Annotated in this window: 12 protein-coding genes; 4 read left to right on the top strand and 8 right to left on the bottom strand. The window is 52.6% G+C overall.

Translation table 11 applies throughout. The features are described from left to right. Nucleotides 1-37: 37 nt before the first annotated feature. Nucleotides 38-343 (bottom strand): hypothetical protein, encoded by a 306-nt coding sequence (locus AAGQ96_RS11775; RefSeq protein ID WP_147198306.1) that lies wholly within the window; start codon nucleotides 341-343, stop codon nucleotides 38-40. 602 nt (nucleotides 344-945) lie between these two features. Here AAGQ96_RS11775 and aroD point away from each other — a divergent pair. After that, a complete protein-coding gene (gene aroD / locus AAGQ96_RS11770) occupies nucleotides 946-1,875 on the top strand; it encodes a type I 3-dehydroquinate dehydratase (RefSeq protein ID WP_342753627.1) in 930 nt (309 codons plus the stop codon). An 81-nt stretch (nucleotides 1,876-1,956) separates the two neighbouring features. On the opposite strand, the gene AAGQ96_RS11765 is transcribed toward aroD, so the two are convergent. Then, complete coding sequence (locus AAGQ96_RS11765; RefSeq protein ID WP_168199625.1) at nucleotides 1,957-2,127, bottom strand: hypothetical protein; 171 nt, start codon at nucleotides 2,125-2,127, stop codon at nucleotides 1,957-1,959. 133 nt (nucleotides 2,128-2,260) lie between these two features. Further along, on the bottom strand, nucleotides 2,261-2,791 hold the full coding sequence (gene dsbB / locus AAGQ96_RS11760) for a disulfide bond formation protein DsbB (RefSeq protein WP_342753626.1): 531 nt from the start codon (nucleotides 2,789-2,791) through the stop codon (nucleotides 2,261-2,263). 300 nt (nucleotides 2,792-3,091) lie between these two features. On the opposite strand from dsbB, the gene fadR reads away from it, so the two are divergent. Further along, the gene (fadR, locus tag AAGQ96_RS11755; RefSeq protein WP_147198298.1) at nucleotides 3,092-3,811 is read left to right on the top strand and encodes a fatty acid metabolism transcriptional regulator FadR; all 720 of its coding nucleotides are present in this window, start codon (nucleotides 3,092-3,094) and stop codon (nucleotides 3,809-3,811) included. Between the two features lie 212 nt (nucleotides 3,812-4,023). Here fadR and AAGQ96_RS11750 read toward each other — a convergent pair whose 3' ends face one another. Beyond that, complete coding sequence (locus AAGQ96_RS11750) at nucleotides 4,024-5,559, bottom strand: SpoVR family protein (RefSeq protein WP_147198296.1); 1,536 nt, start codon at nucleotides 5,557-5,559, stop codon at nucleotides 4,024-4,026. Between the two features lie 506 nt (nucleotides 5,560-6,065). On the opposite strand from AAGQ96_RS11750, the gene AAGQ96_RS11745 reads away from it, so the two are divergent. Continuing rightward, on the top strand, nucleotides 6,066-7,361 hold the full coding sequence (locus AAGQ96_RS11745; RefSeq protein ID WP_342753625.1) for a D-amino acid dehydrogenase: 1,296 nt from the start codon (nucleotides 6,066-6,068) through the stop codon (nucleotides 7,359-7,361). 29 nt (nucleotides 7,362-7,390) lie between these two features. Next, the gene (dadX, locus tag AAGQ96_RS11740) at nucleotides 7,391-8,467 is read left to right on the top strand and encodes a catabolic alanine racemase DadX (protein WP_342753624.1); all 1,077 of its coding nucleotides are present in this window, start codon (nucleotides 7,391-7,393) and stop codon (nucleotides 8,465-8,467) included. Here the strand turns inward: dadX and AAGQ96_RS11735 are convergent. The 4 genes from AAGQ96_RS11735 to AAGQ96_RS11720 form a co-directional block, all read right to left on the bottom strand. Next, entirely contained in the window at nucleotides 8,464-9,660 is a 1,197-nt protein-coding gene (locus tag AAGQ96_RS11735; RefSeq protein WP_342753623.1) for a multidrug effflux MFS transporter, read from the bottom strand. The genes dadX and AAGQ96_RS11735 overlap by 4 nt on opposite strands. A 138-nt stretch (nucleotides 9,661-9,798) precedes the next feature. Next, nucleotides 9,799-11,265, bottom strand: coding sequence for an undecaprenyl-phosphate galactose phosphotransferase WbaP (gene wbaP / locus AAGQ96_RS11730; RefSeq protein WP_147198288.1), 1,467 nt, complete (start codon nucleotides 11,263-11,265; stop codon nucleotides 9,799-9,801). A gap of 384 nt (nucleotides 11,266-11,649) precedes the next feature. Next, nucleotides 11,650-11,883 (bottom strand): DUF1480 family protein, encoded by a 234-nt coding sequence (locus tag AAGQ96_RS11725; RefSeq protein WP_147198286.1) that lies wholly within the window; start codon nucleotides 11,881-11,883, stop codon nucleotides 11,650-11,652. A 77-nt stretch (nucleotides 11,884-11,960) separates the two neighbouring features. Next, nucleotides 11,961-13,688 carry a potassium/proton antiporter gene (locus AAGQ96_RS11720; protein ID WP_147198284.1) on the bottom strand — a complete coding sequence of 576 codons (1,728 nt, stop codon included), beginning with the start codon at nucleotides 13,686-13,688 and terminating at the stop codon, nucleotides 11,961-11,963. Nucleotides 13,689-13,760: the final 72 nt, after the last annotated feature.

The following is a 13,760-nucleotide window of genomic DNA, read 5'->3' as shown; positions in this document are numbered from 1 at the left end:
TGCGGCCTGTGAAAATCAGGCCGCTCAATATTGCCGGTCAGCTGTGACGAATACCCATGCCTGCCACCTCACCGATAATTTGCTGGCTGTTTAACAGTGGAATGCGAAATTCATCACTGGCGCTGGCCAGACAAACGGTGCGCAGATGACGATTGCAGATAAACCAAATCTCGTCACGATCGTTAGAAAGAATATAATAGGCGTCCGACGTTTCGGAGGGGTTAAAACAGCCCAACGCCCGATAAGCGGTATCGCTACTAAAACCGCTTTGCAGGGGCAGAGGGCGAGGACCGTTATCCATCTCTTTTACCCTCAGGTACAGACCTTGTTCGAGCCAAAGCATACGTCACCAAAAGTTTGCGGTTGATAAGGTCATTATAACAAGCCTGCACCGCTTCACTTTTTTGATCTGTGTATTTGCCGGGTTTGTCACAGAGGCAATACTTTTACGTCGCGTTGCCTCTGATATTTCAGGCTTAACTTACTCTTCTGCCGGGCTAAACTTACGGGTTGCTTTCGCCGCTGCACCCGCCGCGATGGTAGCTAAAATACTTTGCGCTACCGACGCGACGCTCTCAGAAAGAGAATTTGCACATGCCGGGCAAAACTCGGCATCATAAGCTTCGCTGCCTTTAGCATAATGACCGCAGCCTGGCGTACGGCAAGCGTAGACGATACCCTGGCACGAGGTGCACTCGCATTTGTCTCTTCTCAGAAAGTTTTCACCAAGAACGCGCGGAGAAACTATTTTTCTGCAGTGTGGGCAAGTGCCGGGATGTTTGTTTGCCATGTAAGCCTCTTCAAGGGTGGAATTACGTCAGTGGCTTTAACATCGGCAACTTTCTGGCTTTTTTTAATTTTTTTAATGGGGCAATATCTGCACGGCAAAGGGATGTTGCATTTCTGCGGGGGTGTAGCAAGGCCAGGGGCGGGGAATGTTTTGCTATGCTTGAAGTCTTTACCAGTAAAACAGGGGTAGAGATCGCTATGCATCGCAGAGATTTTATTGGGTCTGGAAGCGCCATCATTGCACTTTCCTTAATGTCTTCATCAGGCAGCGCTGCTGACGCGCCACAGATAAAATCACCACCGCTGACGCTGCAAAAACCGGTACTGAAGCTGAAAGGCATTGCGATAGGCGAAGGCGAACCCAAAATTATTATCCCTACCACCGCAACGACGGAATCCGAGGTGCTGCATTTTGTCGATAGCGTTGCGGCAAGAACCGACTTCCATATGTTAGAGCTCCGCCTGGACTCGCTGGAAAACGGCACTGATGGTCAGGCTATGGCTACGCTCTCTCATAAGGTCGCCAAACGTCTGCCGGGCAAACTCCTGCTGCTGACTTTTCGTACCAAAGCTGAAGGCGGTAAAAAAGCGGTGAGCGATCGGCAGTATGCGCAGCTTTATCAGGTGTTATTGCAGCAGGGCGAGTTTGACCTGCTGGATATTGAAATGTACCGCGACCGGCTCTTAACTGAACCGCTTATCGATCTTGTGCATCAACGCGGCAGGCATGTGATCCTCTCCAGCCATGAACTTCACGCCACGCCATCAGCGGAGGAGATCGTTTCTCGTTTACGTGAACAGCAAATGCGCGGAGCCGATATTCTTAAGCTGGCGGCTATGCCCGCCGACGCCAGCGACGTTCTCCGGCTCCTTTCCGCCACGCTGGAAATGCATCAGCGCTTTGCGCAGCGGCCGCTGCTAACCATGGCCATGGGCGACACGGGCGTATTAACAAGGATGAGTGGGGAGCTGTCGGGATCGGCGCTGACGTTTGCCTCACTTGGTGACGCGTCCGCTTCAGGTCAGGTGGCGCTGGACGATCTCAGTAAAGTGTTAAATGTCATCCATAAAGGGATGTCTTCGTGAGACCCGCCGTTGCTGGTTCGCAGTTTTAATAAGCCCGGCAGAAAGAGCCTGAGTATGCCCAGGCTCCTGTGGTTGAGGTGCTCAGGCCTGAGGTTGTCCAACCGGACCGCTGCCACCCGGTGCGCCAGGAAGCTGTTGCCCGCCTGGAGGGGCGGGCGGCGGACTGTGAGTATCGCGTTCGCCCCAGTGAGCACAACCGGCAAGTAAGGTGAGTGAGAAAACGAGAGACAGTGCTAAGGCAATGTTTTTCATTGAATCCCTTTCCACAATGTTGAGGTCTTATTAGCGTAGTTGCTGGTCTGCGCTCTTTCAACCGGCTGCGGTACGTCAGGACAGGAGGGAGGGCTGGCGGCACAGCCCACCCCAGGCGGGCTACACGGCAAAACTAGCGAGAGAACAGATCGCGTTTTTTCGCTTTGAAAGGTTGAGCAATAAGCACGAAAAGCGCGATTAAAAGATAGGCGGCGAAAATACCAATCAGCCACTGCGGCATGCCCAGCGTAAACAAAGACCACTGGTTCTCAGAACAATCCCCGCTGGCGACAAATACCGAAGGCAGCCATTTATCCAGCGGTAGCCAGCCAGGGAAACGGGCCGCAAAATCACAAGTGACAAACGGATTGGGATGCAGCTGAATCATGGTGTGTTCCCACGCCAGGCGCAGGCCTTCCCAGGCGCTGTAAAGCCAAATCAGGATGGCAACCCAGCGTAGCGGCGTTTTTGGTGCAATGGCACCAACCAGTCCGGCGCCCATTACGCCGAACAGGGCACAGCGTTCGTAAATGCACATCACGCAGGGCTTAAGCAACATGACATGCTGGAACCAGAGCGCGGTCATTTCAAGAGCCAGAGCCGTTAAGGCCAGCAACAGCCAGGCACCACGTCCTCGGGAACAGCTATTCAAATATCGCAACATATTCTTTCCATGTAGTGAGCGTCAAAGCGGCAGTGTAAACCAAAAGTCCGCCCCTGCCAGCCGTCGGACAGAAATTTTAACCTTAAATATGATTTAGATAGTCAGACCCGCCCGAATTTTCTCTTCAGGCAAAGGCTGCGCCTGACCTGACCCCTGCCACCTTAGCGGGTGCGATCTGTCGTTTTTGAAAAAGTGGTAACGCGATCGCCGTTTACCCGGCCGACGATCTATGTGATGGCGGGGGCATCTGGTATGATGAGCCGAATTTTTCCTGTTTGAACGCAATGGAAACAAAACGCTATGGTCATTAAGGCGCAGAGCCCTGCGGGTTTCGCTGAAGAGTATATTATCGAAAGCATCTGGAATAGCCGCTTTCCGCCAGGTTCAATCTTGCCCGCAGAACGCGAGCTTTCCGAGCTCATCGGCGTTACCCGAACGACATTGCGTGAAGTGCTACAGCGTCTGGCCCGAGACGGCTGGCTGACTATTCAGCATGGTAAGCCAACGCGAGTGAACAATTTTTGGGAAACTTCCGGTCTCAATATTTTAGAAACGCTGGCGCGTCTCGATCACGACAGCGTGCCGCAGCTTATTGATAATCTGCTCTCTGTACGCACCGATATCTCCTCTGTCTTTATCCGCCGCGCTATTCGCAACTATCCGGATAAAGCGAAAGAGGTATTGGTGGCTGTGGAACAGGTCGAAGATAAAGCCGAAGCCTATACCGAGCTGGATTACAATATTTTCCGTGGGCTGGCATTTGCTTCCGGCAACCCGATTTACGGGTTAATCCTTAACGGGCTGAAAGGGCTTTATACGCGCGTTGGCCGCCACTATTTTTCCAATCCCGAAGCGCGTCAGCTGGCGCGTGATTTTTATCAGCAGCTACTGACTATCTGCCATAACGAACAGGTTGAGAAAATTACGGAAATTGTTCGTGAATATGGGCATCGTAGCGGCACGCTCTGGCATGGAATGCAGAACACCATGCCGACTGAAGCCGTGCCACAGCGTCGATAAAAAAAGCCGGTTTGATTAAACCGGCTTGAGTTTGTTGAAATACATTGCAGGCGCAGGGAACACAGGCCTTCCACAAAGACGCAAAATACGGCATCCATGCCAGCTCGGCCTGGGCCGTCCATGGCCCAGGACGCTTTGTTCCAGGCCTGTGTTCCCCGCGCTTCACGTTCGTTAGCCGTCTGGGCCGGTTTAATCAAACCGGCTTTTTGTCTCTACAGCGTTGATGGACGAGGCGGACAACGGTCAAGAATTTCCGTGCTGCCATCTTCGTTTTGCTGTTCCAGATGCACATCAAATCCCCACAGGCGATGCACATGTTTCAGCACTTCACGGCGGCTTTTGTCTAACGGCGCACGGCTGTGAGGAACGTAACGCAGCGTAAGAGAGCGATCGCCGCGTAAATCCACATCATAAACCTGGATATTAGGTTCCAGGTTACTCAGATTATACTGCGCCGACAGCTGCTGGCGGATCGCCCGATAACCCGCTTCATCATGAATAGCGGCAATCTCCAGGAAATTATTACGGTCATCGTCCATTACGGTGAACAGGCGGAAATCGCGCATCACCTTAGGCGACAGGAACTGGCTGATAAAGCTCTCATCTTTAAATTCACGCATAGCAAAATGCAGCGTTTCCAGCCAGTCAGAACCGGCGATATCCGGGAACCAGTAGCGGTCTTCTTCCGTTGGCTCCTCGCAGATGCGTTTGATGTCCTGGAACATGGCAAAGCCGAGTGCGTAAGGGTTGATACCGTTGTACCACTGACTGTTATAAGGCGGCTGGTAAACGACATTGGTATGGCTGTGCAGGAACTCCAGCATAAAACGCTCGCTGACTTTTCCTTCGTCATAAAGGTGATTGAGGATGGTGTAGTGCCAGAACGTCGCCCAGCCTTCATTCATTACCTGCGTCTGCTTTTGCGGATAGAAATACTGGCTAACCTTACGTACGATGCGCAAAATCTCACGTTGCCAGGATTCCAGCAGCGGCGCATTTTTCTCCATAAAATAGAGCAGGTTTTCCTGCGGTTCAGAAGGATAGCGCGCAGCTTCGGCCTGGGCAGACTCTTTCTCACGGCGGGGGAGCGTACGCCACAGCATATTGACCTGGCTTTGCAGATACTCCTCGCGACTTTGCTGACGTGCTTTCTCTTCCTGCAACGAAATTTTCTGTGGACGTTTATAGCGATCGACGCCGTAGTTCATCAATGCATGACAGGAATCCAGCAGGCGCTCAACCTCTTCTACGCCATAGCGTTCTTCGCATTTAGCGATATAACCACGGGCAAAAATCAGGTAGTCGACAATCGAACTGGCATCGGTCCAGCTGCGAAACAGATAGTTGTTTCTGAAAAACGAGTTATGGCCATAGCAGGCGTGCGCTATCACCAGCGCCTGCATAGTGATGGTGTTCTCTTCCATCAGATAGGCGATACAGGGATTGGAGTTGATAACGATTTCGTAAGCAAGGCCTTGCTGACCATGTTTGTAGCGCTGCTCGGTTTCGATAAACTTTTTACCAAAAGACCAGTGGGCATAATTAATCGGCATCCCCACGCTGGAATAGGCGTCCATCATCTGTTCAGAAGTAATTACCTCTATTTGATGCGGATAGGTTTCCAGCCGGTAAAGTTTGGCGACGCGGTCGATCTCTTTTAAATAGACATCAAGAAGATCGAAAGTCCAGTCAGGCCCATCGCTGAGTCGTTGACCGTGGGTAATCGGCTCATCAAAGATAGTCGTCATAGCGCACCCCTTTTTAAAAACCGGGTTGCAGCGTCACTTTGTCACGCCACAACAGCCGGTCGACTTGCTTTTGCCGAAGCGAAGGCAAGCCTGGAATTGAAGCCAGTCTTTCAATGATAGTTCACTCTTCAGGATCGCTCTGACGAATGCAATGGAAATCTTTAGTAGAAAATAGAGTCGACAATTGAAAATAATTTTTACGTCGGGAGAAATGCAGATAATGTCCTGTTTTGCAGAATAAAATTCTGTATATAAGAGAAAGATCTGTAGCAGTCATATTCTGCTGTAAAGAGTGAGAAATGCCTGTTTTGCAATTATTTACTGCTTTAAGGGGCTTTAAAGCGATATTTCATGCCAAATTAAGAGTGGCATCTTGTTTTTATTCCCTCCCAGGGTAAAAAGATGTGATATTTGTCAAAGCGTTGTTGCTTGTGTGGTGTGGTGTTTTCGTCCGCAAGTCATACTGATAAGCAGTTTATTCTTCTATTGTAACCAGCGGGGTGGGTATGCGAGTTGTCATTCTGGGAAGTGGCGTGGTGGGCGTGGCGAGCGCGTGGTATCTCGCTCAGAATGGGCATGAGGTCACGGTTATCGATCGTCAGCCTGCCGTCGCGCTGGAAACCAGTGCCGGTAACGCCGGTCAGATTTCCCCTGGCTACTCGGCTCCGTGGGCCGCGCCGGGTGTGCCTCTGAAGGCGATTAAATGGATGTTCCAGCGCCATGCACCGCTGGCCGTTCGGCTTGATGGCAGTCGCTTCCAGCTGGAATGGATGTGGCAAATGCTGCGTAACTGCGATATGTCGCATTATCAAAAAAATAAAAGCCGGATGGTGAGGATCGCGGAATATAGCCGTGATTGTATGAAAACGCTGCGTCAGGAAACCGGTATCGCCTATGAGGGGCGTCAGGGAGGAACGCTACAGCTTTTCCGCACTGCGCAACAGTTTGAAAGCGCCACTAAGGACATTGCGGTATTGAAAGAAGCGGGCGTGCCCTATGAATTGTTGGAGAGCAGCCAGCTGGCCGATGCGGAACCCGCGCTGGCACAAACTGCCCACAAATTAACGGGCGGTCTGCGTTTACCAAATGATGAGACCGGCGACTGTCAGCTCTTTACCCAACGCCTTGCGGAAATGGCGGCTGCGGCGGGCGTGACCTTTCGTTTTAATACGCCAGTCGATGCGTTGCTACAGGAAGGCAACCGGATTGCTGGCGTGAAATGCGGCACAGAAATCATCACTGCGGATGCGTACGTAGTGGCATTCGGCTCTTACTCTACCTCGCTGTTGAAGGAGGTGGTTGATATTCCGGTCTATCCCCTGAAAGGCTATTCCCTCACAATCCCCATCAAAGATGCGCAAGCCGCACCCGTTTCTACCGTGTTGGATGAGACTTATAAAATTGCCATTACGCGCTTTGACGATCGGATCCGCGTAGGCGGCATGGCTGAAATTGTCGGTTATAACACCAAACTGAAAACCGCACGGCGTGAAACGCTGGAGATGGTCGTCAGCGATCTCTATCCACAGGGCGGCCATATCGAGCAGGCGACGTTCTGGACCGGCCTGCGACCCATGACGCCAGACGGTACGCCGATAGTGGGGCGGACGCCGTTAAAAAATCTTTATCTCAATACCGGTCACGGAACGCTCGGTTGGACGATGGCCTGCGGTTCGGGACAGTTACTTTCTGATATTATCTCGGGACGTACGCCAGCCATTGCAGCAGATGACCTGTCGGTAATGCGTTATCTGCCGGGTTTTTACCCGGTAAGCGATAGCGTTTTACACGGCGCCCGTTAGTTTTTTTGGTTAAAAACCCAGGAGAAGTTATGTCTCGTCCGATTGTCGCAACCATCGACACCAGCGCGTTGCGACATAACCTGGCGGTCGCCCGCCAGGCTGCACCCCATTCCCGCCTTTGGTCGGTGGTAAAAGCCAATGCTTACGGGCATGGTATCGATCGCGTCTGGCAAAGTTTATCTGCTACGGATGGCTTTGCGCTGCTGAATCTGGAAGAAGCCATTCTGCTGCGTGAGCGCGGCTGGAATAAGCCCATCCTGCTGCTGGAGGGGTTTTTTCACGCTGACGAACTCGATATCCTCGATCGCTATCGTCTGACCACCAGCGTGCACAGCAACTGGCAAATTCAGGCGCTGGCAAAAGCTAAACTGAGCGCTCCGCTTGATATCTATCTGAAAATCAACAGCGGCATGAATCGCCTTGGCTTCCAGCCGGAGCAGGTGCATCAGGCCTTTCGCTCGCTGCGAGCGCTGGAGAACGTCGGTGATATTACGCTTATGGCGCATTTTGCTCAGGCGGAGAACAGCGACGGGATCGTTGAGCCGATGCAGCGTATCAATCGTGCAGCGGAAGGACTGGAATGCCCCCGTTCACTGGCTAACTCTGCCGCCACGCTCTGGCATCCTGAAACCCATTACAACTGGGTGCGTCCCGGTATTATTCTGTATGGGGCTTCACCGAGCGGTGAATGGCAGGACATTGCCAGCTGCGGTTTGAAACCGGCCATGACGCTAAACAGTCAAATTATCGCGGTGCAATCGCTGAAAACGGGAGAGGGCGTGGGATATGGCGCTCGTTATCGTGCCAGCGGCGAGGAGCGGATTGGCGTAGTGGCATGCGGCTATGCCGATGGCTACCCGCGTCATGCGCCAACCGGCACGCCAGTATGGGTTGATGGCGTGAAAACCCGTACCGTCGGCGCGATTTCGATGGATATGATTACCGTGGATTTGACGCCTTGCCCACAGGCCGGGATTGGCAGTCAGGTTGAGCTGTGGGGCAACAATATCAAAATTGACGAGGTTGCCCATGCAGCCGGTACGGTAGGCTATGAGCTTATGTGTGCTTTAGCACCGCGCGTACCGGTTAAGATCGGTGAGAACTAAGATTTCAGCGCGGTCAGCGTGCCGCGCACTCTCTTACTGTACATCCAGGCCAGGCCTGTTAGCACCGCTCCCACAACCATCATTAACGCCAGCGCCGATTTCTCCGGCAGCGGCAGTGCCATCATCAGCAGCCCCGCAGAGGATCCGCCCGCCATCTGGATAAAGCCAGCCAGCGCAGAAGCGACGCCCGCCTGTTGCTGATAAGGCTCCAGCGCGTAGCTGGTGGCCGGGCCTACGGTAAAAGCGAGGCCCGCAACGGAAATCGCAACCGGCAGCATATAGAGCGCCCAGTTATTCTGCCATGCCGCCGGGAACAGCATCACGCCAGCAATCAGCGTGACAGCCCCCAACGCCATAGCAAAACTGCCCGTTGCCAGACAGACAGGACGGCCCACTTTGCGGATCATTTTATTCACCAGCACGCTGACTAACATAATCCAGAAGCCGTTCGCACCAAAGGCGATGGAAAATTGCAGCGCCGACAGTTTCCCTTCGGTCATCAGAACCTGGGGAGCCAGCGAAACGTAGGTTAAAACCATTCCCAGCGCGCCCGCGTTTGCAAAGGCAAAAGCCAGAAAGCGCGGCTGACGCAGGATCTGCCAGTACTGACGCAGCGGAATACCTTTTACCGCCAGCGTTCCGGCCGGACGCGTTTCCGGCAGGAAGCAAATTACCAGCACGCCAATCACCAGGGCATAGCAGGTCAGGAACCAGAAGGGCGCACGCCAGCCAAAGGCATCTGCCAGAAAACCACCAAGCATAGGCGCAAGCGCCGGCACAATATTAAGCGCGCCGTTCAGGAACCCATAGGCACGGGCCGCTTCTTCGCCGTCCAACCGGTCACGTACGCCGCTGAAGGCAACGACGGCGGTACAGCAAACGGCACAGCCCTGCACGATCCGCGCGCAGAGGAACTGTGGCCACCCGGCTGCCGTCGCGGCAAGGACGCTGCCAAGTACATACAACAACAGACCCGCCAGCGCGATGGGTTTTCTGCCCCAATTATCCACCAGCGGGCCGGCAACAATCTGTCCCAGACCCATTACCAGTAAAAAGAGCGGGATAGTGGTCTGGATTGTGCTGACGGGCGTATTCAGCCCCAGCGCAATCTCAGGCAGCGTAGGCAAATAAAGATCGATCCCCAGCGGTGCAAGCAGCACCAGGCTGAGAAGAAGTAAGGTGAACTTTTGCATTGAGCGAGGCGATATCCAATAAAAAGCAAGCCGCACAGGGTAGTGATAACGGGGAGAAAAGAAAAGAAAAAGAAGCACAATTTTGCGAAGAGGCCAGCGTCATGTCGATATGGGTCAACATGACGCTGAAGTTGAAGATCAGTAAGCGCCGTCGCGACGCAGCACCACGCCTGCCGTTTTAAACAAAATGGCGATATCGGTCCACAGCGCCCAGTTTTTTACATACCAGGAATCGAAGTAAACGCGAGTATCATAGTCAATGTCATTGCGACCGCTAACCTGCCACAGGCCTGTCATACCGGGCTTAGCCATCAGATAATAATCCACATCGCCAGCGTAGCGTTCCAGCTCGGCTTCAATAACCGGGCGTGGCCCCACCAGGCTCATTTCACCGCGAATGACGTTCCATAACTGCGGCAGTTCATCCAGGCTGGTTTTACGCAGGAACGCGCCGATTTTGGTGACACGCGGATCGTTTTTCAGCTTAAAATCTTTATCCCATTCGGCGCGGGCTTCAGCGCTGGTGGCCAGCAGTTCTTCCAACACTTCTTTGGAGTTGGTCACCATTGAGCGGAACTTCAGGCATTTGAATTTCTTCCCGTCCTGGCCCACACGTTCGTGCCCGTAAATTTTGTTGCCGCCATCGCGACCCACCATCCAGCAGATCAACGCGAAAGCGGGCGCAAGGAACAGCAGCAGCAGGGAAGCGACCACCACGTCAAACACGCGTTTCAGGAAACGTGACGAGCGTTTCGCCAGGTTATTACTGACCCGCAGGATCATCACTTCATGGCTGAAGATAAAGGACATATCGGTGCCGTAAAGGGGGACGCCACGCAGCGTTGGCACCACCGAAACCGAACGGCATTTCTTTTTAGAAAGCAGTTTTAGCCACTTATCACGCATTGCCTGCTGCTCATATTCCATGGCAACGATAAACTGGGTGTTCTCCAGATCGACCGTATCCCAGACAATATCTTTTGCGGTGATGATTGGGACGCCGTTAAGGCTTTCAGCGCCGTTATGGCCGTTTGAAGCGATAAAGGCTTTCACCTCATAACCCAGAATCTCTTCGCTTTGCAGCGCGGCATAGGCTTCGCGGGCATTCTTACCTGAGCCGATGATGATGGTGTGTTTCTGCCACTGTCCGGCTTTCAGGATGGCATGCTTAACGCTTGAACGCAGCAGGGGCACCAGAATCAGCGCATAGGCCCAGGTAAAGCTCCACAGCACGCGAGAGAAGTCCCATTTAGAGAAAGCAATCAGCGCTAAATCTAACAGGGAGAAAATGACAAGGGTTTTAATAATTTCTTTCAGCTCAAACCAGAACGGTTTGCGGTAAGTATAATGCCGTAGCCGCATCCAAAACCACGCGGTACAGACAACAGACATAACAAACTGAGCAGTAAAACGGATCTGAACTTCCTGGGGTGGGATAAAGAGATCTAAGTTTCCCCAAATAGCCCGTACGGTAGCCGCTGATAAAAACAGGGCCAGATTTATTGAGATTAAATCACTAAGACTTAATGTCACTTTGGCAATAATGTTTTTTCGGGTGCCGCTAAAGGCGCGACGACGGTCATTCAGTACCAGAGTACTAGCCATAATACCTGCTCTCTTTTCAAGAAGGATCAGTGACCTGACGAGGATCACGCACGCGTTCAGGAGTCGTGATATACAAAAAAATTGTATAACTTCAACCGGTTATTTTTTCTTGCCAGCGTTTTGACGCAAAAGATAAATGAAACACACTCCGTTTCATCATGAAGCAGTTTAATGAGTATGCCGAAGTTATTTGGGTTAGTTAATACGGGTAATTCCGAAAATGTCAGAAGTGCTTTTTTTATAAAAAAAGAGAGTGAAATAATTAAGCGAAGCGCAGGAAGAAATCCATAGCAATTAATTATGACAATAAGAGGACAGTGAGAGGGCAGGAAAATAATCGTTTAACGCCGCGAATATTCGCGGCGTTAAAGAGATAAACAGTCATCAGGCGGGTTTTTTCAGCACCCAGCGATCTTCCTGCTTATCATAATGGCCAATGGCCAGGTCAACCGGTTCACCATCAATCCAGGCAGGAACGCTGGTCTCATTGTCCCAACCATCAAGCTGGTAGCTCAGTCCTGGATTGGTCTGACAGGGAATGCTGACGGTATCGACATTCTGCGCATCCATTTCCGCATCGATAATTTCATAGCGACCAATCTTCACGACATGACCCATGATTTTCTCCCTTCTGGAAAGACACGAACTTTAAGGTTAGTCGTTATTTCACAGAGATCGAGCCATCAGCACCAGGATTATTCCTTATCTTCCGCCACGCGCACGCCAATTTTAATAATTTCATTATCCAGCTTTTCAGCCACGGTCCAGATCATTCGCTTCCATTCAACCTGATCGCCAACCACCGGCGCGCCGCCGATCATGCCGGCCACCAGATGACCCAGCGTTTCCTGGACATTGACGTCCTCATCCAGCTCAATACCATAAATCTCAGAAATATCGTGCAGGCGGGCATCGGCCTGCAAAATAAAATCACCGAAGAAGCGTTGGTCGAGCGCCACCGGCGGCGACTGGCTAAACAGCTTGCCCAGTTCCGGCAGATCTTTTTCACGGCCGATAACGCACAGCACGTCCCCCTCACGCAGGCGCGTATTCCCGGTCGGATGCAGCAGCAGGTTATCGCGAAACAGGGCGGCAATGCGGGTTTCTCTCGGCATTTTCAGTTCACGAAGCGCGGCACCCACGCACCATTTGTCGGCACCCAGCTGATAAACAAACTGTTCCCAGGGGTTTTCCGGGTGAATATCCAGTCCAATGCGTGAAACTGGCGAGGCGGTGGGCGGCACGATCACCCGCGCTTTTCGGGCAGCAAAGCCAAGCGACGTTCCCTGCACCATCAGCGAAACCAGCACGACAAAGAAAGCGATATTAAAAAACAGCGAAGCGTGCGGCAAACCAGCCATCATTGGGAACACCGCAAGAATGATGGGCACCGCGCCCCGCAGGCCAACCCAGCTGATAAAGAATCGCTCACGGGTGGTGAAGCCGCGAAACGGCAGCAGGCCGACAAATACGGAAAGCGGGCGGGCAAACAGGATCAGCCAAATCGACAGCAGCATCGCCGGCAGCGCGATGTTCCATAAGTCTTTGGGATTAACCAGCAACCCCAACACCAGGAACATGCCGATCTGGCTGAGCCACGCCATACCGTCAAAGGTTTGCAGAATGCCGTGTCTGTTGCGGATCGGGCGGTTGCCCAGCACGTAACCGCAAAGGTAGACGGCGAGAATACCGCTGCCTTCGAGCAACGTAGTCATGGCAAAAACCAAAATGCCGCCGCTGACCGCAAGCAATGGATAAAGACCGCTGGCCAGCGAGACCCGGTTAATCAACTGCTGTAAAGCCCAGCCGCCGCCCATTCCTAATACAATGCCCAGGCCAAACTGCTGTATGAGATGCACAACGAACATCCAGCTCAGGCCCGTTTGGCCCTGTTCAATCATCTCAATTAGCGTGATGGTCAGAAACACCGCCATAGGGTCGTTGCTGCCGGATTCGATTTCCAGCGTGGCGCTAACGCGTTCGTTAAGCCCTTTGCCGCCGAGTAGGGAGAAGACCGCTGCGGCGTCCGTAGAGCCAATAATGGCACCCACTAAAAAGCCCTCAATCATATTGAGATTGAAAAGCCATGCTGCCGCCATACCGGTCAGGCCTGCGGTAATCAGCACGCCAACGGTCGCCAGCGACAGCGCCGGGCCCAGCGCAACCTTGAAGGAACTGGCCTGGGTTCGCATGCCGCCATCCAGCAAAATCACGGCCAGCGCGAGGTTACTGATGAGATAGGCTGCGGGATAGTTATCGAAAGCAATGCCGCCGATGCCGTCAACACCGGCCAGCATGCCTAACGCAAGAAAAATGACTAAAATGGGGATGCCCAGCTTTGAAGAGAACGAACTCAGCAAAATGCTTGCAGCGACCAGCACGGAACCAATGATAAACAGACTGTAAATAGCGCTGGCTTCCAATAGGGCGATCTCCTGTAATGAATAAAAACTTGCTTAAACAGTGTGTTGTAAGAATACCGCAAATGGCCTGGC

It is taken from the genome of Pantoea sp. MBD-2R (assembly GCF_039134845.1).
In the GTDB taxonomy this organism is placed as follows: Bacteria; Pseudomonadota; Gammaproteobacteria; order Enterobacterales; family Enterobacteriaceae; genus Erwinia.
Note: the sequence above shows the minus strand (reverse complement) of the source record. Positions and strands in the feature narration are given on the sequence as shown.

Excerpts from the sequence above, each read along its gene's own strand:
- AAGQ96_RS11775 (WP_147198306.1), bottom strand. The coding sequence starts at position 343 with ATGCTTTGGCTCGAACAAGGTCTGTACCTGAGGGTAAAAGAGATGGAT.
- aroD (WP_342753627.1), top strand. The coding sequence starts at position 946 with ATGCTTGAAGTCTTTACCAGTAAAACAGGGGTAGAGATCGCTATGCAT.
- AAGQ96_RS11765 (WP_168199625.1), bottom strand. The coding sequence starts at position 2,127 with ATGAAAAACATTGCCTTAGCACTGTCTCTCGTTTTCTCACTCACCTTA.
- dsbB (WP_342753626.1), bottom strand. The coding sequence starts at position 2,791 with ATGTTGCGATATTTGAATAGCTGTTCCCGAGGACGTGGTGCCTGGCTG.
- fadR (WP_147198298.1), top strand. The coding sequence starts at position 3,092 with ATGGTCATTAAGGCGCAGAGCCCTGCGGGTTTCGCTGAAGAGTATATT.
- AAGQ96_RS11750 (WP_147198296.1), bottom strand. The coding sequence starts at position 5,559 with ATGACGACTATCTTTGATGAGCCGATTACCCACGGTCAACGACTCAGC.
- AAGQ96_RS11745 (WP_342753625.1), top strand. The coding sequence starts at position 6,066 with ATGCGAGTTGTCATTCTGGGAAGTGGCGTGGTGGGCGTGGCGAGCGCG.
- dadX (WP_342753624.1), top strand. The coding sequence starts at position 7,391 with ATGTCTCGTCCGATTGTCGCAACCATCGACACCAGCGCGTTGCGACAT.
- AAGQ96_RS11735 (WP_342753623.1), bottom strand. The coding sequence starts at position 9,660 with ATGCAAAAGTTCACCTTACTTCTTCTCAGCCTGGTGCTGCTTGCACCG.
- wbaP (WP_147198288.1), bottom strand. The coding sequence starts at position 11,265 with ATGGCTAGTACTCTGGTACTGAATGACCGTCGTCGCGCCTTTAGCGGC.
- AAGQ96_RS11725 (WP_147198286.1), bottom strand. The coding sequence starts at position 11,883 with ATGGGTCATGTCGTGAAGATTGGTCGCTATGAAATTATCGATGCGGAA.